This window comes from Planctomicrobium limosum (assembly GCF_051465645.1).
Classification (GTDB): domain Bacteria; phylum Planctomycetota; class Planctomycetia; order Planctomycetales; family Planctomycetaceae; genus Planctomicrobium.
On record NZ_CP195790.1, the window covers coordinates 4,209,893 to 4,236,489 of the forward strand.

Below are 26,597 nucleotides of genomic sequence, written 5' to 3' on the forward strand. Positions count from 1 at the left end.
TTCCGTCGGTGAGATTGTCGCAAGATGCAAACAGTGTGAACCAGATCCGGTTCGGGAACAGGCAAGGCAATGTCGAGTCAGAACGTGAGTGTCGGGTTTCTTGGGGCAGGGAAAATGGCCACTGCGCTGGCCAAGGGACTGATCAGTTCCGGGTTCGCCCATGTTGACCAAGTCGTTGCCAGCGATGTTTATCCGGCGGCTCGCGAGTACTTCACTCAGGTCACTGGCGCGGCCACTGTGAATTCCAATCTGGAAGTCATCCAGCGGTCTCAGGTGATTCTGTTCGCTGTCAAACCACAGAGCATGGCAGGCCTGCTGAAAGAAATTGCTTCATCCATTACGAAAGACCATCTGCTGGTTTCAATCGCAGCAGGTGTGACTCTCGCGACGATGGAAGCTGCATTGCCGGGGCATCGGATTGTTCGAGTGATGCCCAACACCCCGGCGCTCGTCGGAGCAGGAGCATCCGGTTTTGCTCGTGGAGAACATGCGACTGCAGACGATGCCGTTCTCGTCAAGCAATTGCTGGACACGGTTGGGCTCGCGCTGGAAGTTCCAGAGCCTCAACTGGATGCCGTGACCGGTCTGTCCGGCAGCGGTCCAGCTTATGTGTTTGAGATCATTGAGGCGTTGAGCGACGGTGGCGTGCTGGTCGGATTGCCGCGTGCAACGGCAACTCAACTTGCTGCTCAAACGTTATTGGGAGCCGCGAAGATGGTCCTTGAAACAGGTGACCATCCAGGGCAGTTGAAAGATGCTGTGACCAGCCCTGCTGGAACAACGATTGCCGGATTGCTGGCATTGGAGTCAGCTGGGCTTCGGGGAAGTCTCATGCAGGCGGTGAAAGCAGCGACTGAGCGTTCTCGCGAACTTTCGAAGTCATAGAGAGTTTTGATCAGAGAGACATCTCTATCTCAGAATGAAATAAGAGGGCGAGGCCATGAGAAGCCCCGCCCTCTTTCTCTTGTTGAAGCGTCCTCAGTTTACTTGAGGTTGAACTTTGTGAGCTGGTCGTGAGCGGATTTCACGATGATGTCTTCGGCTTCAGGTGCCCATGGAGAAGGCAAACCGTAATAGACCATGGCTCCGCCCCCTTCGTATCCGCCTTCCAGCAGAACGCGTCGGGAAGGGATGTATGCCATGACATCATTCGAGTAGCCGGAACACCAAACCTTGGTCGGTGAGCCTTTTCCGAGTTCGTCTTTCAAACGAATCGCGTAGTCAACAACAACTTCGCCTCCCAGAAATACGAACGTAATTTCCTTGCCGAGTTGCCAGACAGTGACCGGGTATGGATAGGTCTGGCTGAGTTGCTTTCCGCTGTCGAGGATCTCAAGCAGGTACTTTGCGCGTGCAACAATGTATTTGTTGCCGGACTTGGTATCGGCTTCAATCTGTTCGCGAGTCGGCAGGGTTCCCAATGGCAGCGCGACTTCCTGCTCGCTCGTTTTCAAACTGCTTGTGACTGGCTGCATAGGACCTTTCAGAACACTGGTGACAGCGGTCGCGAGCTTGCTTCCGTATCCTTTCGCCAGTTCAACGGTCCGACGTGGTAAGGGATTCTGATCGGCACCGCATCCGGCCCAGAACATTGCCTGACAACCTGGGAACGCACTTTCAAGGTCAGTCTGCGCGTACCCACCATAGTCAGCGTTCCACGTCATGTCGGACAGAGTCGTGCTATGGCAGGCATAGCCAAAGACGACCGCGGTCAACTTGCCCCCCTGACGAACCGCAAGAACAGGGACGTCGTGGTCCACTGGTCCCTGAAGTTTGCCATCTGCTCGCAACTGTGGAACTTCCGGCTCTTTGTTGTTGCGGCGATTGACTGCGAAGTCGGTCTGTCCGCTTCCCCAGGTGAGTTCCGCTGGCTTCAGGTTCTGCACGGCCTCTTTCACACTGTCGACGACTGCTTTGCGAAGAAAGGCTGCGTAATCGTCGACGAGCTTCTGATTGGCTTCGTCAAAGAGAATTCTGTGGATTGGAGCCAGTGTCTGCCCAACGACAGGACCTGAGTGTGTGTGTGAGGTACAGAGGTTGACCTGACCTGCTTTCCATTTCAGTGCAGTCTGAAGATCGTTGCGGATCGCCTGAGATGTCCCGCGATCGATGCCGATCAGGTCGAGAGTGACAATTGCTGCCTGATGTCCCTGAGCATCCTGAAGAACGAGGACTTTTGCCCAGAGATCAGTCAGCTTCCCTTCGGAGGGCTTATCCCCGCGACTGGCGTAGCCGGCCATCGGCATCGGGGTTGAGGGAGTGATGTTGACCTTGGCTGAACCGGCTTTCCATTCTGCAGCATGAAGGGCAGAAGTTGCGGCCGTCGAAAACAGCGTCATTTGTAAAAGGCAGGCAGCGAACAGGACCACTCGACGCATCAGCAGGTCTCCAGTTGACGATAGGGCGGGTTCAACGTCCTTCGAGCAGCTGCTTGCCATTCGTCGTTAGCCCGGTGTCGTCCAAGGCGTTAAACGGCAATGGTTGATTCGCAATTGATTGGGATCAGGTTGGGAATCGAACTATGGCTGCTCTTCAGGTGACATCATTAATAAGTAGTGCTTTCGGACTTGCTCAGGTGTGAGAGCATAGTCGTACAGGGCGATTTCATCTAAGGCCCCCTCATATTGTCGATGTAACGAATCTTTGTCCATCTGACCAATCGAAATCTGGTACAGGTCGTTGTCACTGCCTGTCTTGCCTTCAATGTGGCGAACCTTGTTTCCGTTGACGTACATGGTCAGCGAATCAGGGGTTTTTGACGTCACCACATGAGACCATTGGCCCGGTGTGCATGTGTCATGGTCGAAGAGATTGATTCCCGATTTTGCATTCTGGCCTGGGGGATGGCGATGGAAGAATCGCAACGCACCTGGCCGGTGAATCAGCTGGTTCTGCATGGCGATTTCGATGGTGTTCAGGTCGCCAGTCCAGTCTTCATTCAGAATGTCGATCATCGCTCCGTGATGCAGACGCTGAGGGCAAGCCCACAGTTCAATTGTGAATGAATCACGATTCCATCCTGGCAGTCCGGATTCAACTGAGAGATGTCGGGGTTGCTTGCTTGATTGAAAAGTCGCAATCCCATTGGCGACTTGAATCGAAGGGGTTTGTTCCTGACTGCGGAGAAAAGCAGGGGAATCGTCGCCCATCTCGTTCTTCACAAGACGGCTTTCAATCTGTTCGAAACGCCAGTACGCAAAAGGACGATCGGCCTTCACGGTATCGACATACACACGGTTCACGACCAACTCAGGGGTTGCCCGAATGGGGATGAATAGTTCGTCGGCGGAGGTCATGGTCGTGGCTTCGAGCGAGGCATTCTCCTGCGTGATGCGGACTGCCTGGTTATCGCGAAGTCGCTCGCTCTTGACCGTGTTTCCGTCTTGTCCCAGTAAGGAAACTTCGACCTCCCCATCTGTGACCAGAACGTCGCTGCGTCCCTCCTTATCGACGTTGACGACGAATTCCGTTCCAAGATCAACGACGGCAGCACCTGGTGCATTCAACACGAACCCACGAGCGGAATCCGGGACTTTGGTCGCTGCTTTTCCTTCAATCAGAGTCGCCGCGAGTGCAGAATGAATTTTCAGCGAGGCCGGACCCTGAATGAGAATCTGTGCTCCGTTGACGAAATCAAGTTGTACTTCACCGTCGGGGATCGTGAGTGTTCCGGGGCGTAACCGTTGGCCTTTATGAAGCCAGTTCGGATCTTGCGTGTCTGTTGAACGATTTGCATGAGTGACGATCGCCACATTGGAGAGTGGTTCTGCTGAACTCTCCTCGGTGAAAAACACAAGCCCCTTATCAAGGGGAGGCGCGACGGGATCGACTGATGAATCGGCAGGGGAATCGGACTTAGCAACTGGCCCGACGTTCTTCTCTGCATGCCTGTTCGGCGCCGATGGGAAGAAGTGTCCGACGACCATTCCGAGCATGGCAAAAAGAGCGGACACAACGATGAGTCTGGTTCTTTCCCGACGCCGATGAAGTGTTGGGGTGCTTTGAGATTGTTCCGCAGGAACGATGACCGAAGCGGAGGCAAGTTCTTCGTAAAGATCCGCTTCCAGACTCATGAACAGGACATAGCGGGAACGCAAGGCGGCATCGGTGCGCAGGCGTCCTTCAAGCTCCATGAATTCGGATTCACTGGCGACTCCGTCTGCAATACGACGAAACAGCGAGTGTTCTGCATCGTTTGGCGTTGAAGGAGGGATCGCTGACATGACCAAATATCCTGATTGACGAAGTGAAGCCTGAAGCCTGGATTCTGCTTGAAAGCAATCGCTCAGGTTGCTTCCTGAGCAAGCCGTTTAGCGACGCATTGGGTGATCAGTTCTCGAACACGGTCGAGTCGACGGTAGATCGCTTTCGCCGTTTTTCCTGTCTCTTCCGCCAGCGCGGCAATCGATTCCGAATCACAGTATCGGCGTTGCAGCAGCGTCAGACCTGCTGCGTCTAATTGTTTGAGACACTGTCGTAAGGCATTTCTCTGGGAGTCAATGGACGAGCTCAGTTCCTGTCGGGTTGCGTTCAGTGAATCGAGCACATCCACGTTGAAAATGAGGCGGCTTCTGGCCAACTCTTTTCGGAAATTCAGAACTTCGAAGTAGGTAAATCGCATCGCCCACGGGAGGAACTCGCGACTGCGATCGTATTCAGAGAACTTTTCCCAGAGAGCGGCCGCTGTTCGCTGGAGTACTTCTTCCGCATCGTCCCGTCGGGGAATGAAGGTCATGATGTAACGCAGCAGCGACCGGTCATGCCGGAGCAAAAGTTGCGAAAACTCCAGCCCGTTCTGTTCCATGAAATTCCTCCCCTCTCCCTGCTGACGCAGTCACGCAGTTTCTCGTGCCTGTGGGACTCGTGATCTTCAGCGTAGCAGGTGACTCATCCTCAGGTCTCTTACTCTCCAGCAGAAGCCGGATTTCCCCTGAATATTCTTGCTGAATACAAGAACTTATGAGCATGACGATACGTGGAGATCTGTTTGCAGGTGTCTTGCTGGGGCTGTCTCACTTTTCGTGTTTGCTGTAAGTGTTTTGAACAAGGGGTGTTGTGTGTTTTGCGTTGCGGTTTGAACAAAAACTTTTCAGATTGCGAGGGGAATTTTTATGCTCGCGGCAGATTCTTTCTCGGGGTGTTGTGATGTCTGATCGCAACGCGGCGGTGTACTCTGGGTTTTGATTGACCGTGCTGCTTGAGATGAATCATCAATCGTTTAAGGAGACCAACTGCATGCTAAGGCCTTTTCGAATTCAGTTTATGGCCGCGAAGACGTTCGCTCTTGCTGCGATGATGGTCGGTGGTCTGGTGACATCTGCTTCCGCTGCAGATGCTCCTGTTCTGAAGCTTGCGACATTCAATGTTGATGCAACACCGCCAGTCGGCAGTCCAGTTGCCTACGCCGCAGCCAGAAGCATCGAAGATCCGTTGTACGCCAAAGGCATTTTGCTGCTGGGAGCCGGACAGCCGATTGTGATGTGTGCCGTTGACTGGATTGGAATCGGGAATCAGGGGAATCTGATTTTCCGTGAACGCCTGGCTGAAGCGGCCGGGACGACTCGCGAACGAGTTGCCGTTCACGCATTGCATCAGCATGACGGCCCACGCTGTGATTTTCGGGCTGAAGAACTGATGGCGATGCAGGGGCTTGCCGGGGAACGATACGATTCTGCATTCTGTCGAAACGTCATTGAAAACGTGGCGAAGGCGATTCGGGCAGCGATTCCTAATGCTCAGCCTGTAACGCATGTCGGTATCGGAAAAGCGATTGTCGAGAAGGTTGCTTCCAATCGTCGTATTCTTGGCCCTGATGGAAAAGTCGCCATCGTTCGTTATAGCGCAGCTGCCAAGAATCCAGCTGCTCGTGATGCTCCAGAGGGACTCGTCGACCCGGAGCTGAAATTGGTCAGTTTCTGGAATGGTGAAACCCCACTCGCTTCTTTGACCTACTACGCGACCCATCCTCAAAGCTACTACGGCAAAGGGGACGTCACGTCTGAGTTCGTTGGTCTGGCTCGTGCGCGTCGTGAAAAAGCTCTTCCAGAAGTTGCTCATGTTCACTTCTGTGGAGCTGCAGGAAACGTCACTGCTGGAAAGTACAACGACGGCTCTCCAGAGATGCGTGTCACTCTGACCGACCGCATGGAAGCTGGAATGAAGAAGGCCTGGGAAACGACTGTCAAGCAGCCAATCACTCCAAAGCAAGTTGCCTGGAACCTGTCAGTTGCCAAGGTCCCTGTTGGTCGAGGGTTAGACTACGACTCTTTGCGAACGAAGTTTGTCGCCAAGTCCGGCGAAGCACAGCTTTATGCTCCAAAAATTGCTTGGGCTGAACGCGACGAAGGGGACGGCGTTCCACTTGATGTCACCTGCCTGAAACTTGGCAACATCGCAATCGTGAATATGCCAGGGGAATTGTTTATCGAGTACCAGCTGGCTGCTCAGAAGATGGCGCCAGATGCGACTGTCTGCATGGCCGCTTATGGCGATTATGGACCTTGCTACATCGGAACCGAGATTTCTTACACCCAAGGGGGCTACGAAGTCAGTCCAACGGCATCACTCGTGAAGCCAGAGACTGAGAAAGTCCTTCTTAAGGCGATGGAAGAAGTCCTGAAGTAAACGTTGCGAGAAGATTTGTGCTGTTAATCACCACGGAGCAGGGCTCTTGCTCCGTGGGTTCACATTGATCCCGATTTGCCACTGTGCGCTGATCAGACTGAGTGATGAATTGTCAGGAGCTTTCCCGTCCATCGCTTCGTTGAGCCACACACAACGGCTGTATCATTTCGGATAACCTGATTCATGAAACCGACTCGAACTTTGTTGTCATTGGGATGTGGAGCTCTCTTCACGTCCATGCTCATCGCAGCAGATGCACCTGCTCCTGCGGTGGAGAAGGACCTCTCCGGCGAACTTCCGCGAATCAAACCGCTGGAAGTCGATGAAGCGATGAAGACCTTCGAAATTGCGAAGGGCTTCAAACTTGAGCGGATCGCTGCAGAGCCGCTGGTCAATTCTCCGGTTGCAATGTGCTTCGATGAGAACGGCAAGCTGTACGTCGTAGAAATGATCGACTACTCCGAACAGGGAAGCGATCACCTCGGGCAGATTCGCGTTCTGGAAGATACGAATCAGGACGGGATCTTCGATAAGAGTACAGTGCTCGCAGAAGGTCTCTCTTGGCCAACAGCATTGGTCTGCTTCGATGGCGGTGTGTTTGTTGGGGCTGCTCCTGATATCTGGTATCTGAAAGATACAAACGGCGACAATAAGGCCGATATCAAGAAGGTCGTCTTCACTGGGTTCGGCCGTACCAATGTTCAGGGGTTGTTGAACAGCTTCCGCTGGGGGCTCGACAGTCGTATTCATGGGGCGACCAGCAGCTCCGGCGGAAAGATTACTCAGCCAGACAACCCAAGCATCGCTGCAGTCGAACTTCGTGGACGTGATTTCTCGTTCGATCCACGCAAACTTGATCTGCGACCAGAGACTGGTGGCGGGCAACACGGGATGTACTTTGACGACTGGGGCCGGAAGTTTGTCTGTTCCAACAGCCAGCACGCTCTATTCATTGCTTTCAATGATCGCTACATCGCTCGTAACCCAAATATGACTGCTCCAGATCCGCGATTGAACATCGCGATCGACGGTGGTCAGGCTCCGGTTTTCCGTTCAAGCCCGATTGAACCATGGCGTATCGTTCGAACGAGAATGCGCGTCTCTGGTGAAGTGAAAGGAGCCATCGAAGGGGGCGGTCGGGCTGCTGGTTACTTCACTGGAGCAACAGGAATCACGATTTATCGTGGTGACGCTCTTGGCGACGAAATCAAAGGTCTCGCGTTTGTCGGCGACGTTGGAAGTAACATTGTCCACCGCAAGATTCTGGTTCCGGATGGCATCGCGTTTCAGGCAAAACGAATCGACGGTCACACCGAGTTCCTTCGCTCAACCGATATCTGGTTCCGACCTGTTCAGTTCGCAAACGGTCCTGATGGATGTTTGCAGATCCTGGACATGTATCGCGAAATGATTGAGCATCCTGCTTCGATTCCAGAAGTCATCAAAAAGCACCTGGACACGTCAAGCGGTCAGTTCCGCGGTCGCCTGTATCGGGTGACTCCAGAGAACTACAAGCACCGCCCGACTCCACAGATGACATCAATGTCATCTGCTGAACTCGTCAAGCTGCTGGCACACGACAACTCCTGGCATCGTGAAACGGCAAGCCGTGTTCTCTATGAACGTCAGGACAAATCGATCGTGCCTCAGTTGAAGGAGATGATTGTCTCTGGCGACCGTCCATTGGGGCGATTGCATGCCCTCTCTGTTCTCGATGCACTTGGGGAACTGGATGAAGCTTCTGTGATTGCGGCTTTGAAAGATTCACATCCTCGTATTCGTGAACGTGCGCTGATCTACGCTGAAGGCTTTACGAAGTCACCAGCGATCGCTGAAGCAATTTCGAAGCTCGCAACTGACGAAGACATTCGTGTTCGTTATCAATTGGCATTCACTGCTGGGGAATTCCCAACAGCCGTCAAGATGCCATTGCTGCTGACACTGTTGAAGAGTGATGGAGATGATCGCTGGATTCAGCTGGCGATTCAAAGCTCACTGACAGAAGGTTCTTACGCTCTGTTCTCGGAGCTTCTCAAGAATGAATCTTATCGTCAGGCCAAAGAGAACATTCCTGTTCTTTCAAGTCTGGTACAGCAGATCATTGTGCAGAATAAGGCCCAGGATGTTGCCAGCTTGTTGAAGACCATCGACGAGTTTGCTCCTGCCGACAAAGCCTTGCAAGACGCTCTGTATACAGCCGTCCTGCGCGTTGGCGGTGCTCGGGTTGTTCCACAGTTCAAGAGTGGAGCCCGTAAAGAGTTTCTTGATGCACTGATTGCGAAGAACCGCGATATCGTCGGGGCGAGCGACGCGACCGTTTCACAACGTGTCGCTGCGATTGGCCTGTTGAAACTGAGTTCTTCACAAGAAGACATTGAACGTCTGGTCGGTTTGCTGAATCCGACAGAGGATCTCACTGTTCAATCGGCTGCATTGGGAGCCTTGAGTGCACAGTCTTCGACAGCGATTCCAGGATTGCTGATCGGACGTTGGGAAGAGTTGCCACCGGCAGTGCGGACGCAGGCGGAAGAACTTCTGTTCTCGCGTGCTGCGTGGACAAATGACGTCCTTTCCCGGATCGAAGACAAGACGCTTCCACCAGCTTCCCTGAATCTGAATCGATTGCAGGCGTTGGTGAGAGGGACTGATCCAAAGATTAAAGAACGTGCTGAAAAGATTCTGAAATCACTCGGTTCCAAGTCGCGTGCTCAGGTTGTTGAGCAATATGCAGGTGCACTGACCAAAGAAGGGGACCGCACCCGAGGACAGGCGATCTTCCGTACTCAGTGTGCAACCTGTCACCGTCTGGAGAATGTTGGTTTCGAGACCGGTTCAAATCTGGCTTCGATTCAAAATCGCGGTAAGGAAGCAATTCTGTTGAACGTTCTCGACCCAAATCGAGAAGTGAATCCTGAGTACTTGAACTACATCGTTCTGCAGAACGATGGACGCGCATTGACCGGGATGATTCGTTCTGAGTCTGCAACCAGTATGAATCTGGTGCGAGCTGAGAATCAGACGGATTCGGTTCTGCGTAAGGATATTGAACAGATTCGCAGTTCAGGAATGTCACTGATGCCAGAAGGAATGGAAAAGCAGATCAATGAACAGGCCATGGCCGATTTGCTGACCTATCTGCTGACTCTCGATAACCCAGCAAACTAGGTCGTCACGACTGAAGAGACGGCCCGAAGTGAGTTTTCGGTTCTGATTAATTCGAATGCCCGCCAGCGACGTGAAAACGAGCTGGCGGGCATTTTTTTGCGAACTCCAGCGTTCGTTCTTGTATCCTGTCATTGAAAGGGACCGGCCTGTTCACATTCCGTTAGATTGTGATTTGCGATGATAGAACAGCCTCAAGATGAACAACCGAAGATTGTCACGTTTGAACGTAATGAAATTCTGTTGATGATGGGAGTAGGACTGTACGCGATTTCGATGGCGTTGCCTGCAGTCAAGTTGGGAGATGATGTGCCCGGCCTAATGTGCTTCTTGTGCGGATTCATCTTCTGCTTTAATGTCGATCCTGGTGATCCATTTTCCAACAATGCTGCGATTGCTGCTCTACTTGGAACAATTGCCAACGTGACTGTTTTCTTTCTTCTTGTTTTTGGTTTCGACAAGTCTAAAGAGATCAGTGGCGTCCCGTGGTTCTTTTGTGTCGTTGCAGTGGTTTGTGTGCTTGGGTTACTGATTGTCCCTCTTATTGGTAGACGTGATGGAATGGTGTTTGTCGTAGAGTTCTATGTTGGCTACTACGTCTGGATCGCTGGGCTGCTTCTGATGTCTGTGGGGTGCGTCTGGAGGCAACTGCAGGTCTATCGGACCGCAATGACAACTGCTGGGAAGAATGATCGACCGCAAAGTGACAATTAAGGTTGTGGTGCAGTCAGCCGTGCACCGGTTCTTTGTGGATCTGCTTTCGTTCACGATGCTGTCGAGAGATAAATAGTCTGGCCCGAGCTGAATCGGATTGCTTCGTTACGAAGCTGGCTTCGCCATTGAATAAATTACAATGATTCGCCAAACAAAACGCTGGGCCTGGCGGGCTATCGGTAATGTTTCCTGGGAACTTGAGTCTAAGTTTTGATTTCTTGGAATTCGTATTGACGCAATCTGGCGTCCGGCATAATTTCCCGGTCCGCAGCCACCAAAAGTTTCCATTCACTGGCTGTGATCCTCCTAGTTCCCATCTTCCAGTCACTCAACGTTCCGGCCGCTGAAACACGCCTTGGGCAGGCAAGTTTCCTCGCCCCCCATCACTGTTGCATCATTAAATCAATAAGGAATTTGATATGAAGCGGTTCGCAAGCATTGTCGCGTTGGCAGCACTCACAACAGCTACTGGATGCTGTGCACAGCGCGCCTGCAGTCCGTGCGGTGGTGGAGGTGGGTATGGTTATGGAGCGGGATACTCACCAGCCGTGCAGTCGTTTCAGCAGCCTCAATACATGCAGCCAAATTGCCCAACTGGCAACTGTAACGGTGTCTATCCAAGCGGCTCTCTGCAGCCAATCGGACAGCAGGTCATGATGCCAGGCACGACAACGGCGTATGCACCAACCAGCACAGTCGCTCTTGATTACAAACCATTCTAGACTGTTCCGGTCTATGGTTTGGACGCGAGCAGTCGTCTCAATGGTGATTGTCTCTCTCCGGTGATCGGCCCATTATCACCGTTTGAGTCGCCGTCACTTGTCAGTGTGATCAGAACGCTCTGCTGAAGTCTGCAAACTGATTCTGCTCAGCTGAGTTTGGCTCTGCGAGAGAGTAAGTCTGCTTAGGACTGGTGCGGGTCATTTTTACATCGCATCGATATGCCATCGATCTCGTTACATAATTGCTCACCATGCATAACGTGGCAGAGTGGATGTAGAGAGTTGATGACATTAAAACGGGCTAGACGAGACCTTTCCATTTTCGGATGGTCCATTCCAGCGACATCACACTGAGAAATAAGAGAAGAAGAGGCCAGTTATCCCAGAGGTTAATCCGTCTGGTCCTCTTGAGCTCGGAAGGAATTCCTTCTTTCAGTAAGGTCGTCAGGAACTCGCCCAACTGCTCTGGAGGGACAACGCTTCCTCCTGTGATGGCAGCAAGTTCTGCCATGAGTGTTGGATCAGAAGCCGGGTTATCCAGCTCTAGATCACGCTCATCAATCACAAATCGGGTCATCGCGGAAATCCCGAGGGACTCGCCTTGATGACTCGCCGAAACCCGAACCCAGTAATCACCGGGCTCTGATGTTTGTGAAAATTCTGCGAAACCGCCATCGCCACGTTTTTGAGGTATCAGCTTCTTGATTTCTCCATTCGGCGGAATCACCTCGACATCAAATTGGGCATCCGCCAGAGGATTTCCATCAGCATCCTGTGCCCCCATCTCAATCGGGACAGTGGCAAGTGGAGAGAAGCTTCTCGGTTCAACTCGCACCCAGACTGGCTGATCGGATTCGAACTCTTTTCTTGCCAGCCAGAGCATGACCTGTTGCCAGAATCGTTGGTGCTCGGCAGCATGTCCGTGCAGATGCCACTTCCATGTTTCATCAACAGCGAGCGCCATGACACGGCTCTTACCTGTATCTGAAACGATCAGCAATGGTTCCTGTTGCTCGGACTCGGCGAGGATCTCAACTGCTCCGGATTTTGGGACGAGTTTATTTGCCCAGGCCATCTCCGGTAGTTGTCTCCAGATTCGGTCGTTCCCCTGTGAGGACAACTGCATCAGGTACTTACGCTCGCCATCGCGTGTCGGCAGCATTTTGACGGGATGACCGACACCGGGTGATGGCGGCGCGTCTGGCGCAAGCCGTTCATCCTGTGTCATTCGAACTGGGAGAAACTCGGCGATGGGGCTATTCGCATAACCGCCAGCTCCAAAGTTTCTGGCTCCTCCCAGCATTGCCAGGCCAGCTCCTTCACGAACCCGTTCTGCAAGCATTGCCAGCAGGTTCTTTCCCTGCACCTGAAATGCTTCCACCGGCAGATCGCCAATCAGATAGACATCGTAAGCACCTGGTTCAAAGAGTTTCGGGTCGAGCACTGAAGGGTTCGCACGACGCCCACCAACGATGAACTGAGTGTCGAGTTGAATTTTCGCCGTGTCATTCAGTTCTCGCAGAAACTTCTGTTCGATACGCAATGTGTCGAAGTAGGCGACTCGCAGGCCTCCCTTGCGAACAGTAATTAATGTTTCGCGGCGATTATTATTAAGTTTGATCTCGCCTTCTTGCGGGACGACTTCCGCAGCGATTTTGTAATCGCCAGCCTGTTCGGCGACAAAAGAAAGCTCGACATTCATCACCGTAGCGTTCTCGGTTGTTTGAATGTCTGTGAAAGGACGTGCGTCCTGGCTGATTGGAATCGGGTTCAATGGCCCTGATTCCCCGAGTGCTTTGCCAGATCGGTCTTCGATCAGCAGCCGAACACGAACCTGTTTTCCAGCGGCCCCTTCCAGACGGACTTTCATCCGGACCGGGACAGTTTTTCGCTCGAAGGTGACTGGTTGATCGAGTTCCATGTCATCAATCGCCAGGTCGAGTCCGGTGGTTGATAACTCCGATGTCCCGACAACGACAGGATGGATGGAGACTCCTTTTTCTTCCACCAGTCGACGTGCTGCTTGAAGCGGATCAATATCGTCTTCGCCCCCAGCGCGTTGTGCGCCGTCACTGAGAAGCAGAATTCCTGCGAGGCGGTCTGTTCGAGATTGTTCTCTCAGTTCATCGAGAACTTTTCCGATCGCCGTTTGCTTTCCTTCCGCCTCTGCCCCCGGTTCCTGAATGGGAGTGAGTGCGTCGGCGAAATCCATCAGTTTCAGGTCGATCTCTTTCCCGATGGCAGCGAGCGTCGGTTCTTGCTCTTTCCAGAGTTGAACGATCGTTTCGCGCCGTGTTTGCCCACGCGGCCCATCAGTGGTCTGCATACTGCGACTCTGATCGAACAGCACAGCGAGTTCTGAATGCTGTTTGTCTGATTCCGAGTATTCGATCGCAGGCCGGAGCATTGCGAAGATAAGAATCAACGCTGAGAACAGGCGGAGTCCGATCAGGACCTTTCGCCAGAATGGAGCGATACCGCGAACCCGTTGTGGGTAGGTAAGGAGAACCAGAGTGATCATCGCAATCGCTGCGACGCCCACCCAAGGCCAACTCCAGACAGGTTCAACAAACAAACGCATTGCCACGCGATCGTGCGGAAGTGTGGTTCATCTCAGGACAGGAAACTCGCGATTCCGGCGAATCAGTTTGCCTTGTGGGATCGATACAAAGCAAGGATCATGCCGAGCGTGTATTGTCGAAGTTCAATGTCTCTCCGGCAACTGTGTCAGAAGTATTGTTCGCAGGGATTGCTGCTCTTGTTCTCTTAATCAGAACAGATTCTCATGGAAAGCAGTTTTCTTTTCTGATTCTCTGCAACCGGAATCAGCTGTTTGGTTTACCATTTGGGAAAAGCCGGTTTCGCATGATTCATGTTGTCTGGTGAAACTGGTGCGGTGCCCCCATTGTTGCATGTCAGTTGTACCATGTCGCTTTCAGAAGTTCGCCAACTCGAAATGCTGTCGTCGATCGATTCTTTGCGCCGTCGTGTGGACGCATGGATCGAGCAGCCAAGTGATTGGGAACCGATTCAGAAAAGTCAGTTGTTGCTCCGTCGGGTGACCGAACGTCTGGAAACACTCCGGATTCGAATGGAAACCCCGCTCGTCGTCGCAACGTTTGGGGGAACCGGAACTGGTAAAAGCACTCTGGTGAATGCGCTTGTCGGCGAAGAAGTGACAAAGTCTGGTCGGCAACGTCCTACAACAGAACGACCGGTTCTGATCACACATTCACAAACGAACCCTGAGAACCTGGGATTGCCGTTGGATGACCTTGATGTCATTCAGCGGAACGCCGATTTGTTGCGAGACGTCGTCTTGCTCGACTGCCCGGACCCTGACACCAGTGAAGGGGGCGATGAGAACAACAATCTCGAACGACTGCGAACTCTGCTGCCGTATTGTGATGTGTTGATTTACGTTTCAACGCAGCAGAAATACCGCTCCGCGCGTGTTGCCGATGAACTGAAATCCGCCGCTTCAGGGTGTCGCATTATCTTTGTGCAAACCCATGCGGATCTGGACGAAGACATTCGCGAGGACTGGGAACGAACTCTGGCGGACGAGTACGAAGTCCCGGAAGTTTTCTTTGTCGATTCCCTCAAAGCCATCAACGAGCAGCGAAGTGGGCGGCGTCCCTCCGGGGACATGGGCCGCCTGATGGATCTTCTTCTCAATAAGCTCGGAGCCTCTGATCGCGTGCGCGTGCGGCGTGCGAATGTTCTGGAACTTCTACAGGCAGGGCTGTCTCGTTGTCTGCATTTCGTTGAAGAGAAGCAGGCAGCACTGGCGAACATCAATACCGTAATCGATGCTCAACAGGTGGATCTCTGTCGGCAGATGGCAGGGAAGCTTCAGGGAGAATTGCTGAGTAATCACCGACTCTGGGAACGCCGGCTGGTTTCGACGGTGATCGACAACTGGGGATTCAGCCCATTTTCCTGTGTGCTGCGAATCTATAACGGGTTCGGGAATCTCGTCGCGTCATCCATGTTGTTTCGTGCCAGAAGTGCTGCTCAGGTTGCGATCCTGGGGACCGTGCAGGGAGTCCGCTGGCTGGAAGGGCGCCGTCAAGAACAAGTTGCCGATGCGACGTTGCAGCGACTCGGGCAGATGGGGCTGGACGACTCACTCCTGCGCGAGTCAGAGATCGTGATTCGGGGACACGTCTCGGCCGCAGGGCTGAATTCTCAACTGGTCCAGCATCGCAACCGCGCCGACATTCGCCTCAATGCGCTCGATGTGGAAGCGGACTTCCTTGGCGGAGCGAGCCGTCGCATTGACGACGTGATTCAAAAGCAGGCGGCAGAGAACTCCCGGTGGTGGCGTCGCGCGACGTACGAGCTTGTTTTGACTTTGTATCTCGGGTTTGTCCTCTATCGGGTGGGGAAGAACTTCTTTTACGACACATTTTTGCAGCAGGAACATTTTCTCACGACGGATTTCTATATCGCCGCAGGTCTGTTTCTCCTGATCATCTGTGGAGCATTGATCTTCCGGTTCACGCGTCAATTGCAGCGAGGCTTAAAGGCCAGGGTGATGGCGATGACTGATCAGCTGGTGCAGTCTCGCATTGGCCGGAGTCTCTATCCGGAACTGGAAGAGGTCGTTCACACGGCCAAGCAGCAGGCGGATCAGTTAAAATCGCTCTCCGCGGAAACCGAGCGGCTTCGAACAGAACTTGCGGATTTCCATTCCTTGGGGGGCCGCCAATTGAAAATTCTCTCGCGAACCTGATGCAAGATCGAGGGTCATTGATGTGATTACGGTTTGAGAATGGGGAGCAGGAAAAATTTCTGTTTCCTCCCTGTCTCAGCAGCTCACTTCAGTCATTCAGAGTGTAGAAGTTGGAAGCAAATGTTCAGGTAAATCAACGGCGAAGCGAGTGTAAGTCGTCAATTACACGATGATTACGGCATTCTTTCGGCAATAATTGCTGGAGTAGAACCGAGGAGATCAAGATTTTGGAGGAAAACTGAAACGAGTCGCCTGACAGACGGCAAGTGGACTTGTTTTCCTCCAAAAAATCCATAACATGCCGTTCCCGACAGCAACGAACGCCATCCGAGAGTGTCCTCACTCATAATGGCTTCGACTGTCAGGAAAATCACGGAGTGTAGCTCAGCTTGGCTAGAGCGCCTGCTTTGGGAGCAGGAAGTCGCAGGTTCGAATCCTGTCACTCCGACTTGATGAGACAAAAAGCCCTTTGGCCAGCAGGTCAAAGGGCTTTTTCATTTCAGGGCAGAGAGTTACGCCGTCAAGAACCGAGTTCAAGCAGACGATTTCGAGCTGTCGTCGATGCGGCAACGGGTGTCCGACTTCGGCTGTCCCGCGTAAAAGGTTTCAAGACAGTCTCCTTGCTCGTGGTGGTTGTACTTGTCGTTGGCAGGAACTCGGGTTTGCCGTAACAGGTCGAGAGTCAATCAACCAGCGATGTGAAAGTCAGCACACAGGTCAAGTCGACTGGGGCCACTTGCGTGTCAACTTCAACACCGTCAGCGGAGGAAGACGTGTTACTCACGTGTTGACACAGTGAATCCCGAGTCGACGTTCTTTTGAAATATTTTTATTGACAACCTTACCGACTGGATTTAGTGTACTAGCAAACTAACACGGTAGTATGATTCCACACATCAACACATCGAATGGCATTCCAATCTACGAGCAGATTGTTCGACAGGTTAAGTTTGCAGTTGCTAATGGCAGCCTCGGCGTGGGTGAACACGTTCCATCCGTCCGCGAAATGGCGTCTCTGGCGGCAGTAAACCCCAACACAGTTGCTCGGGCATATCGGGAATTACAGGCGGAGGGGATCCTTGTTCCAATTCGAGGAACCGGACTTGCCATCACAGCAGATGCCCCGGAAGTCTGCAAAAAGTTGCGTCTCGACCTGATCCGTGAACGCCTGCGGGCAATCATTCTGGAAGCAGTGCAGAATCAGGTTTCAGCAGAGGAAATTCGAGAACTCGTAGAGGCGGAAATCCGACAAGTCCAGAAAAAGAGGTGACCTTGTGAGTTCCATCGTGTCGATGCAGCATGTTTCGAAGCGTTTTCACAAGACCCAGGCGCTGGATGATGTGAGTTTAGAGGTCCCCCCGGGGTCGGTCTGTGCATTATTGGGGGCTAACGGCGCCGGAAAGACCACGGCGATACGCACCTTACTTGGCCTGGAGAAACCGGATTCTGGACGCACCGAAGTCCTCGGGATGGAGAGTGTGAAATACAGTCGCGAGATTCGCTCTCGAGTTGGATACGTCGCCGAGAAGCCCGCCCTGTATGACTGGATGACCATTGCAGAAACCGGTTGGTTCGCCGCCGGCTTCTATCCTCCCGGATATCAATCCTCCTTCGAACAGTACACACGACAATTTCACCTCGACCCATCGCATAAGATTTCTCAACTCTCCAAGGGAACACGATCCAAGGTCGCCCTGGCACTGGCCTTGGCCCATCAACCGGCCCTATTAATCCTGGACGAACCGACTTCAGGACTGGACCCGCTGATACGTCGGGAATTTCTTGAAAGTATGGTGGACGTCGCCAGCCAGAACCGGTCTGTTTTACTCTGCAGCCATCAGGTAAACGAGGTCGAACGGGTCGCTGATCTGGTGGCAATTCTAATCGAAGGCAAACTGGTCTGCTTTGAGCGACTCGACGATCTCAAACGGTCGACATGGGAAGTCACGCTCACACAGACTGACTCGACCGCTGAAGTTCCAGCGATGCCAGGAACAGTCATCGCTCATTTCCCACGAGGACGCGAGCACCACTTGATCGTTCGTGATCTCGATGAACAGGAATTATCAGAGATGAAAACCGCCGGCCTGATTGCGGCAGTGCGTCGCCCGAATCTTGAGGACATCCTCCTGCTTTTGTTGCGTGCGAAACGCCCTAAGTTGGACTTGGGGGAGACAGTCCCGGTCTAGATAGGCTTCGTTTCGGATCTCGAATACTGAGTGACAACGTCATTGTCTGGGCCGCTTACACGAACGGGATCGTCTTATGTTTTCCCGCAGTTTCACTCGAATTCTCTGGAAAGAATTTCGCGTCCAGCAATCTCTTTGGCTGGCGCTTTTGGCAGGAGCACTTCTCCTGCAATTCATTTTCATATTCTTTACCCAAGCAAGCCAAAACGAGCTTCGATTATATCCATTTCTCGTCGGCTCTGTTCTCTGCACCTGCTATGCGGTCGCAAGCGGCGTAATGCTTTTTGCGAAGGAGAGGGAAGATGAAACAGACCAACTACTGCAAGTCATTGCGGTCCGCCCTCAAGAATTGATGGCGGGAAAATTAACGTACTCCATTGCCAGCCTGGTACTGCTGATGGCATTGCTCCATCTGTCGGCAATTGGAGTCACCGCAATCTCAGGCGGCGTAGCGATCGAAACTTCAATTCGGAACGAGTCGCAAGTTTACGCTTCCTATCTGCATTCGATCCCGCTGGGATTGGCAGCGTCGATCTTCTGCTCGTTATTAATTCAGCGGGTGATGTGGGGACTGCTACTTGCTGTCGCGGTCATGTTAATGCTCATTGTTGCTGCAGGAACCTCCCCGCTATTTCTACAACGGAACCTGAGTATTAGTACACTTTTCTGTGCCGTGATTCTGTTACTAGGAAGCGTACCACTTGTGCCAGTATGGCTGCGAGGAGGCCCTGACTGGTCGCGAGTGAAGTTGATCGCTGCCAGTTGGTTCGACTATCGGCGACGCTTCCAACTAACCAGGCTTCTGAAGTGGTCCGCTTCTCGAGCGTCACTTTCCAACCGGGCTCTGGCCGTTATCGTCTGGAAGGAACTGCGAACAGCTAGTTGGGTATTACTCGCTGGATTGATCGTAACAAGTGGATGGATTCCAGCCCGATTCTTGATTCCGTACGGAACATTCCACCAATCCGCCCCCATCGTATCTACCTGGTTAATGTGCTCCTTATTCGGCTCATGGTTACTATTGGGAACTCTGGGGCTTCTCTCTTTTTCCGACGATCAGCGGCAGAGGATGAATCGGTTTTACGCCGAGCATGGTGTATCACCCTCGCTGGTGTGGATAGGTAGACAAACTGTCTGGCTCACCGTGCTACTGGTGCTAGGAGCGATTGCAACTTACATGTCGATTCAGTTTGGGCTCGTCTCAGACCCGTTCCAACTGAACCCACGTCAGCCATGGTCGCCGCCAGTTCCTCGGCAGATCGCCATTATCGCTTCCTATATCCTATGTAGTTACACGACAGTTCAACTTCTGGGACAGTGGTTTCGAAATCCAATCCTCGCAGCAGCACTCGGTGTTATTGCCTGTTCGGGTCTCACATTCCTGCACTTGTTGCTGATGGTCTTTCGCATCCCGCTCTGGCTTTCGAGCGGCCCTTTGATTGTGGCGACCCTCATGGCGTCATTCTTCCTGATGGATGACTGGGTGAAGGAACGCTGGTCCTGGAAACATCTCCTCAAACGCGCTGCCTGGATCTTCGTCCCGCTCGCGATTTCATTCGCTGGTATGTTCATTTGGAGAATCGGCGAAATTCCTTTGGTCGATCCCGGTTTCGACTGGCGTGCACATGAACGTGAAATGGCACAAAGCGATCCCGAAAGGACCGGGCAGTGGCAAGACCTCTTTGATCTCGCGACGCTCCCGATCGCTGAACGTCAAGCAATGCCGAAACCGTTTGCGGAGCGATTTCGCGAGATGGCCCATCAAGCCGTACAGCAACCCCAAATGAGAATCGATCCTGAGTTTCTGGTGAATGAGCCCAAAGCAAACACCCTGATGTTTGCATTCGACAGGGACCGAGTTCAAGGTATTGTCGGGACCGAGAAAACTTCATTGGACGAGCAATGGGAGGACCTGCAAGCGGCGTTGAGGATGACATTCGCACTCGCTAACGCTTCACCGACGCTAAATGAATACGCGATGTCGCTCTCCATGAACTTTTCTTTGCGAGACAAATTACGAGTCTGGGCGCAAGATCCACGACAGACCACTGAGTCGCTGCAGCGACTTATTGATTGTCTTCCGCTGGTCCCATCAATTCCAATCAAGAATAATTACATCACAACACGACAAGCCTATTACAGAACTGGCTGGGGGAAACAAACCTGGATTGGCACACGCCTCGAAGACTCAATCGGTCACTTCCCATTCACTCTCCTTGTGGGAGAGCGGGAGCGACTTGTGCGGTTGCTGAACCAACAAACGAACAAGGCAATCGCTCGTCAGGCCGAGAACATTCTCCCCGCACCGAGGTGGAATGAGATTTCAGAGTTAACAAAATGGGAATCAACAACTCCGTGTTAACAAAATGGGAATCAACAACTCCGTTGAGTTTTTTGGAGGCAGAGATATTCGCCAATGCAGAACAGGAATTTTCCCGCTGTTATGAAGCAGCCTGGATCACTTCAGTTATCTCTCGACTTGAGAAGTATCGAATTGAAAACGGCCACTACCCTGAACAACTCGAAGATGTCCAGTGGCCAGACTGGGATTTAATTAATCCCTATGAGTTTCAATACAAACCTCACGGGCTTTCCTATCCGTTAGTTCTCTCCCCAAGATTTGTCATCCCCGCAGGACAGCCCATCATTTTCAAGGCGAGAGGAATCAGACCCGGTGGACGTGATTTGACTGTGAATCTGAGATCCACATTTCGTGATTCAGATAAAGCTTTGGAGAATCTCTTGGAACTTATTGAGTCCAAAAAGATTCTCTTTGCAAACCCCAGATTCCAATATACGACAGGTTGGTTATCAACCTGGGAGGTGCTTTCGCGAACGCTGAAGAACATGCCAGAGAAAACCGAGAGAATTCAGAACCTCCATACACTGCCACCACCTGGGGAGTGAGAAAGAAGAGGCACAGCGTAAACGACCGGACTAACCGATTGCCGCTTTGCCGATCCACCCAGGAGGACGAACGGGAACGTGTCCCCTTTGGGGACAAACGCTATCGACCTCGTAGCCAAGCGAAGTTACGCCTAAGCTCACAATCCGCAGCCCTGCGGACACGTCTCTTTAAAAGAGCCAAAGACCGAAGCTAGAAAGTGAATGATCCGTTCATTCTGTGGCCATCCCGCTATTCCTACCACAAAAAGTTCAATTGCCGTCCTGTCACTCCGACTGAAAAGAAAAAGGCTCGTTGCAGTAATTTGCAGCGAGCCTTTTTTCGTTTGGCAATCCGCCTTTACCGGACTCTCGTCTCGGTTACGCATCGTCGCTCGCGTGCCATTTCACTTTGTGAGCAATGCCCAATGCTCGAAACACTGGCAGAGCCAGTGGCACCCTAAGACGTCACAACGCGGAGAAGTGCCACCCCGCCGCGGTTCCACGGGCTTAAAGAGTGGCAGAGAACTGCCAACAACATCTCGCTCGGCAATCTCCGGCATGTTCGCCCTGCTGGCGCGATGCGAACATGGCACCCGGCCACCGCCGCAATCCGGCTTCCCAGCCCCGGATCCCAGAAATAAAGAGTTACGTCGGCGAGTTCTGTCGGGGGCGTTGTGACGGAACCGTACGCTACTGGCTGTCAGGAAGGTCTGACGACAGACCAGTCTATTTTTTCAATTTGACGTTAATGTTAAACGGGTTTGCTCCGGATTGAACATCTAACTTCAAAGTCGACTTCGAATTATATTCCGCTGGGATGAATTGGACGATTTCTCCACCGGTTGACGTTGCTGATTCGCCTTGATCCGCACCGCTACTTTCAGATTTCTTCAACGGAGATCCATCCGCCATGCGAAAGGCCGTGAGTTCGATGCGATGTGCTCCAAGCACGGGGCCATCGTTCACTTCGCCTGGTAGCGGCCGTTCAAGACCTTGGTGCCACTTGTGGGGCCTTTGACTCCGTCGGTTGGAATGAAGGAAATCACACCTTCGGAGAGTGGTTGACCATCGACAAGCACTTCGCCAGACACCGACGCACGTTGAGGCGCTGTTGGCCCGCCGCAACCTGACACGAGGAGCACCAATGCCAAGCAGAAGAGAGACTTGATCATGTCATGTTTCCGGTGAGAGTGAAAAGCGAAGTGAAATCGACTCAGGGGGCCTGGATCAATGGCGGATCCGCTGAGGAGTTCGCTTTGTAATGAATGATTGAATGTGATCTGAGGTGATCGAAAAGGTGGTCATGATTTCAAATGAAATGAAGACCACCCATGTGGGAAATGAGAAGTTCAAACTGTATTGAGGTCGTTTCACAACTGGAGTGGAACGGGATTCAGGAGGGGGGACGCTCCAGCTGAGCCCGATAAAAGGCCGTGCGTCCCTTCGTATGATACTCGGCTTACACACAGGGTGCCCACTCGCCACGTCGGTTGTGAAACCTGCTCCTAGAATTCACCGACCACCTGACCGTCGTTGTGGACTCCAAGTCGTTGCCATGTCGTTAAGTCCAGGTTTTGGCTGACGAATCGGGTGGCACCATCCGCCATCAGGACATGCGTTCCGCCGGTGTGCATACTGCGGGATGACCAGCGCAATGATTTGGAATCCCATGCCGCATATGTTTCAGTACAAGGTGGCACGACGGTCGAATCGCAGCGTCCGATTCGCATTGTGTCAGGGACAGAGGTGTTCGGAGTATCGTTGAAGGTGACGAACGGCCCTTCCGGATAGTAGAGCACGCCACGCTGGTCCCGAAGTTCTGTGCTCCCTTTTCCGATTCGCATTTCGCCAATCAGGACAGAGTTACTCGTTCCATCGGTGATTGCTGCAACCTTTGTGAAAGTGTTTGCTTCGAATGGCCCGCGACCTGCACGTGTCAGCGCGTAAGCAACATCCGCTGCGGTTATTACCTTCAGCATCGGGCCGATTCCGGCGCTTGCGCCATAATTGCCTCGAGCGTACAAGCTCGTTCCTGGTGGCTGACCATCCATATTATTGCCGTCTGAAGGGCACAGCATTGCGACCAGTGGTTTGCTTGCAACTTCTGCATTCGGAGTGCCGGCAACTAAGCTACCAATGTTAATGTTAAAGTTGAGTTTGTTATATGAGTTCGCCTGGTCGATCATTGGCAAAATCATCGCAACCCAAGTGAGCTGGTTAAATGTGGTTGGAGGGGCCTGAACGAACCCGGGAGGAAGACCTCCGTAGATATCAATGTAGTTGTGCATAGCCAAGCCGAGCTGCTTGAGATTGTTTTTGCATTGAGATCGTCTGGCTGCTTCTCTCGCCTGCTGAACAGCTGGAAGTAATAGCGAAACAAGAATCGCGATGATGGCAATGACGACAAGTAGCTCGATTAATGTAAATCCAGATTTTCCAGGCCCAATTCTTCGCATGATTCACCTGATATATTTCACTTGAAGTGCTGATTGAAAATGCTGATGCAGTACATGGAAATGATTGCGAAAGTACGATCTGAAAGCTGTTGAACTATGGTCTGTTGGGACTGAGTTGTTTGGCACCGTACCTGTGTTTGGCTGATCGGCAATGCATCGCAGCCCCCGGATTGGAGGGCGGTTGAGTCGAATGCCATCAGTGAAACTGTCGCATCACAGGTGACGAAGCCGCAGCCGGTATTCAATGTGCTCACGAAGCAATGGGAGCGTGTGGCGCATGACAACTGAGGCATCTCCATTTGGCACTTTTGCTCGCAAGTCCAAAAAAATAAGCTGAGCTTTCGGCATGAAGGTTCGTCGGCAGTCTTGTCGAACTCGTTACGACACTTCGGTGCCCTGTCCGGGGCTGGCTTTCACGAAAATGAATGGCCTCACTTCGAAGCTCGATGAGCCCTTTGGAAAATTACAAATTGGAGTCTTCTATTCAGCTTTTCGATCGGAATACGGTCTGAATTGTCAATGTTTTGGCCCGCAATTGACCATAATTCGATTTGTTTGAAATTCACGTAAGTGAAAGGGATTCAATATGATACGATGTTTTGGTACGAAAATAGATCACTGTACCAACACTGGAGGTTTAATGTATTGATGAATGTGGATTAGTCAATGGTGATTTTTGATACGTTCCGCTGACACCCTACGAAGCTGGGGGCAAGAGGTCGCGTGTTCGATCACGTCATCCCGACTTGATGAGACAAGAAGCCCTTTGGCCAGCAGGTCAAGGGGCCTTTTCATTTCAGGGCAGAGAGTTACGCCGTCGAAAACAGAGTTCAACTAGACGATTTCGAGTAATTGGCGTTTAGCTTTGGGCTGATGTGAAACTGAGTCAGTCAGCGGGAGATCAAACGGTCAGTCTCGGAAAATAATTGTTGCCGAAACTCAATTGAAGGTAGAATGTTACGGAGTTTTGTTCGTCCCGTCACCTGTTCCCCTTTGCATCCGAGCTAGAAAAATCGTTCCGAGGGCCATCATCCCGGCAGCAAATCCAAAGCTGAACACAGGTGAGACGGCGGTCCACAATACACCTACGGAAGTGCTTGAGATGAATTTCGTGGTGCCATTCACCGTCCCCAGCGCTCCCAGGCTGGTTCCGAGTGTTTCTTCTTTCACCAGTCCTGCGGTAACCGTCGATTCGAGTGCTTCCTGGACTGCCATGTAGACGCCAGCAACTACGAAGATTGCCGCGAGCAGCGACAGGCTGCGTACCTCAAAGTAGAAGGCGGCAGCGGTCAGAACCGCCGTGGTCGCGCCCAGGCCATAACCAACGATCAGCACCGGCAGCGAGCCTAACCAATCAGCGATTACGCCGACCGGATAAGACGCCACGACCTGTACAACATTGCGCCCGACATAAAGAAGCCCCGCGATTTGAGCGGCCTGCACGACACCGTGTGAAGGCGTGAGTAATTGTGTTGCCGCCAGAATGAGCAGGCTGTGTGAGAAGTCGCCGATGCCGAATATCCCGACAGCACCGAGGTAGTGTTTGAATTTGGATGGCAGTCCTCGCAGTGACGTGAAGAATCGCAGCTTGGGGTTCGGGGAGTGCGCCGGGTCCTTCACGAGTGTCAGGAATGTGAGCACGGCGAGGAAGCCAGGGATGATGCTTAACCAAAGCACAAGACGGAATGGTCCGGTTGCGTCTTGCCAAGTTATCCTCTGCGCCCAGTCGAGGATCGCCACACCGAACAGCGGCCCGAGCACTGCGCCAACGGTATCCATCGCCCGATGAAAGCCGAAGGCCCGGCCACGGGTTTCAGGGCTGATTGATTGAATTACGATGGAGTCACGCAATGGGCCGCGCAAGCCTTTCCCGAACCACGAGACCGCGCGACCTAACAGAAGTAGGGGCCAGCCGACTGCCAGCGCAATGAGCATTTGCCCGACTGGAGTCAGAGAGTATCCGACCAGTACCAACAGTTTTCGGTGCCCCAGCTTATCGGCGATGAATCCAGCGATCATCTTGGTGAAGCTTGCCACCATGTCGGCAATGCCTTCGATGGTCCCCAGCACTGCCGCTGGAATTCCGAGGACCGCGAGGAAGCTGGGTAAGATGACCGTCGTCGTCTCATAGCAGAAATCACCGAGGGCACTCGTGATCCCGGCACCGATGACGGTGCGATTCCACCAATGCCGGGCACGCGAAGGATCCGCACCGCTTTGCTCGGTGTCGGATGTTAACGACGCGTTTTCAGTCTGATTGTTCATACGGGTCTCCCGAATGTCGCTGCGACCGGGGAATGATCAGAAGCCGTACCAGTGGCATCGTTGCAAATGACTTCATGGCAAACGGCGTTCGCGGCCAGGGCGGGTGATGCCAGCACAAATTTGCAACACATGTCGGCGAACTCCGTTTCCGCGAAACCGGGTGTCGGGACCGTTGGCAGGCTGGACCTTTGCATCGTATGGCCGATGTCCACTCAATCGGCGGCTTTGCAGTTGAGTCATCATACTGCGGTCGGCGGAGCGCAAATCATCGACGAGATAGCGGACGCGGTGAAGTGCCGCGAGCGATTCAAAGCCATCGGTTCCGGATCGTGCGACGAGGCAGTGACCGTCGATTCATCGCACCTCGTTTCTCAGATTGGCACATCACGGTCGACTTGTCGATACAGCACTGCGGAAAGTGTGGTAAGACATTTCGAATCGATGTTGCTTGAGGATTTCAATAATATCCAATTATAGCAAAGTCAATTTATTATCGTTGAGGCATAACAAAGCGGCGAACCCGAACAGAGGATCGGGGCGGTCTCGATATCAACGGTTCTTGCCCGCCGCCGGTTACCACCGGAGTTCATACGGTCAATTCCCGCCGACGGGTGTGTCGAGAAGCCACCGCAGTTCGATGTCCCATATCCTCACGGCGCTCAGAAAAAGTTCAATTGCCGTCTTGTCATTCAGACTTGCTTTGAACAGAACAATCCCGCCAGTGGTTGCACATGCAGCTGTAGGTGGGATTCCTCTTTTGGCTGAATCTCTGGCTCTTCTGTGCGTTGGCTTTCGCTGACGCTCCTTGGTCTCGCGACCTCCTCAGATTCGAAACCAAGTT

The 26,597-nt window shown here is 52.7% G+C and carries 17 protein-coding genes and 1 tRNA gene; 11 read left to right on the top strand and 7 right to left on the bottom strand.

Annotated elements, in window-relative coordinates; all coding sequences use genetic code 11:
- Positions 1–69: 69 nt before the first annotated feature.
- Positions 70–885: a pyrroline-5-carboxylate reductase gene (proC, locus tag SH527x_RS16085; RefSeq protein ID WP_437191698.1), complete on the top strand. Its 816-nt coding sequence runs from the start codon at positions 70–72 to the stop codon at positions 883–885.
- Positions 886–983: 98 nt separating this feature from the next.
- Here proC and SH527x_RS16090 read toward each other — a convergent pair whose 3' ends face one another.
- From SH527x_RS16090 to SH527x_RS16100, 3 genes are all read right to left on the bottom strand, one after another.
- On the bottom strand, positions 984–2,378 hold the full coding sequence (locus SH527x_RS16090; RefSeq protein ID WP_437191699.1) for a neutral/alkaline non-lysosomal ceramidase N-terminal domain-containing protein: 1,395 nt from the start codon (positions 2,376–2,378) through the stop codon (positions 984–986).
- A gap of 141 nt (positions 2,379–2,519) precedes the next feature.
- Positions 2,520–4,223 carry a LamG-like jellyroll fold domain-containing protein gene (locus SH527x_RS16095; RefSeq protein ID WP_437191700.1) on the bottom strand — a complete coding sequence of 568 codons (1,704 nt, stop codon included), beginning with the start codon at positions 4,221–4,223 and terminating at the stop codon, positions 2,520–2,522.
- A gap of 62 nt (positions 4,224–4,285) precedes the next feature.
- On the bottom strand, positions 4,286–4,804 hold the full coding sequence (locus tag SH527x_RS16100) for a sigma-70 family RNA polymerase sigma factor (protein ID WP_437191701.1): 519 nt from the start codon (positions 4,802–4,804) through the stop codon (positions 4,286–4,288).
- A gap of 431 nt (positions 4,805–5,235) precedes the next feature.
- On the opposite strand from SH527x_RS16100, the gene SH527x_RS16105 reads away from it, so the two are divergent.
- The 4 genes from SH527x_RS16105 to SH527x_RS16120 all read left to right on the top strand — a co-directional run bounded on the left by SH527x_RS16105 (position 5,236) and on the right by SH527x_RS16120 (position 11,222).
- Entirely contained in the window at positions 5,236–6,624 is a 1,389-nt protein-coding gene (locus SH527x_RS16105; RefSeq protein ID WP_437191702.1) for a hypothetical protein, read from the top strand.
- Positions 6,625–6,807: 183 nt separating this feature from the next.
- Entirely contained in the window at positions 6,808–9,789 is a 2,982-nt protein-coding gene (locus tag SH527x_RS16110; RefSeq protein WP_437191703.1) for a PVC-type heme-binding CxxCH protein, read from the top strand.
- 177 nt (positions 9,790–9,966) lie between these two features.
- Positions 9,967–10,500: a hypothetical protein gene (locus tag SH527x_RS16115; protein WP_437191704.1), complete on the top strand. Its 534-nt coding sequence runs from the start codon at positions 9,967–9,969 to the stop codon at positions 10,498–10,500.
- A 419-nt stretch (positions 10,501–10,919) separates the two neighbouring features.
- A complete protein-coding gene (locus SH527x_RS16120; RefSeq protein WP_437191705.1) occupies positions 10,920–11,222 on the top strand; it encodes a hypothetical protein in 303 nt (100 codons plus the stop codon).
- Between the two features lie 301 nt (positions 11,223–11,523).
- Here the strand turns inward: SH527x_RS16120 and SH527x_RS16125 are convergent, their stop codons facing one another.
- Positions 11,524–13,803 carry a hypothetical protein gene (locus SH527x_RS16125; RefSeq protein ID WP_437191706.1) on the bottom strand — a complete coding sequence of 760 codons (2,280 nt, stop codon included), beginning with the start codon at positions 13,801–13,803 and terminating at the stop codon, positions 11,524–11,526.
- 345 nt (positions 13,804–14,148) lie between these two features.
- On the opposite strand from SH527x_RS16125, the gene SH527x_RS16130 reads away from it, so the two are divergent.
- From SH527x_RS16130 to SH527x_RS16155, 6 genes are all read left to right on the top strand, one after another.
- Entirely contained in the window at positions 14,149–15,960 is a 1,812-nt protein-coding gene (locus tag SH527x_RS16130) for a dynamin family protein (protein WP_437191707.1), read from the top strand.
- Positions 15,961–16,333: 373 nt separating this feature from the next.
- Positions 16,334–16,408 (top strand) — tRNA-Pro (locus SH527x_RS16135).
- A 435-nt stretch (positions 16,409–16,843) separates the two neighbouring features.
- The gene (locus SH527x_RS16140; protein ID WP_437191708.1) at positions 16,844–17,230 is read left to right on the top strand and encodes a GntR family transcriptional regulator; all 387 of its coding nucleotides are present in this window, start codon (positions 16,844–16,846) and stop codon (positions 17,228–17,230) included.
- A gap of 4 nt (positions 17,231–17,234) precedes the next feature.
- A complete protein-coding gene (locus SH527x_RS16145; protein ID WP_437191709.1) occupies positions 17,235–18,149 on the top strand; it encodes an ABC transporter ATP-binding protein in 915 nt (304 codons plus the stop codon).
- A gap of 277 nt (positions 18,150–18,426) precedes the next feature.
- Entirely contained in the window at positions 18,427–20,511 is a 2,085-nt protein-coding gene (locus tag SH527x_RS16150) for a hypothetical protein (RefSeq protein ID WP_437191710.1), read from the top strand.
- The gene (locus SH527x_RS16155; RefSeq protein WP_437191711.1) at positions 20,487–21,056 is read left to right on the top strand and encodes a hypothetical protein; all 570 of its coding nucleotides are present in this window, start codon (positions 20,487–20,489) and stop codon (positions 21,054–21,056) included. Before SH527x_RS16150 ends, SH527x_RS16155 begins: the two co-directional genes overlap by 25 nt.
- A gap of 941 nt (positions 21,057–21,997) precedes the next feature.
- Here the strand turns inward: SH527x_RS16155 and SH527x_RS16160 are convergent.
- From SH527x_RS16160 to SH527x_RS16170, 3 genes are all read right to left on the bottom strand, one after another.
- The gene (locus tag SH527x_RS16160; protein WP_437191712.1) at positions 21,998–22,207 is read right to left on the bottom strand and encodes a hypothetical protein; all 210 of its coding nucleotides are present in this window, start codon (positions 22,205–22,207) and stop codon (positions 21,998–22,000) included.
- A gap of 333 nt (positions 22,208–22,540) precedes the next feature.
- Positions 22,541–23,491, bottom strand: a complete 951-nt coding sequence (locus SH527x_RS16165) for a DUF1559 family PulG-like putative transporter (protein WP_437191713.1) — start codon at positions 23,489–23,491, stop codon at positions 22,541–22,543.
- A gap of 957 nt (positions 23,492–24,448) precedes the next feature.
- A complete protein-coding gene (locus SH527x_RS16170) occupies positions 24,449–25,756 on the bottom strand; it encodes an MFS transporter (RefSeq protein WP_437191714.1) in 1,308 nt (435 codons plus the stop codon).
- Between the last annotated feature and the right edge of the window lie 841 nt (positions 25,757–26,597).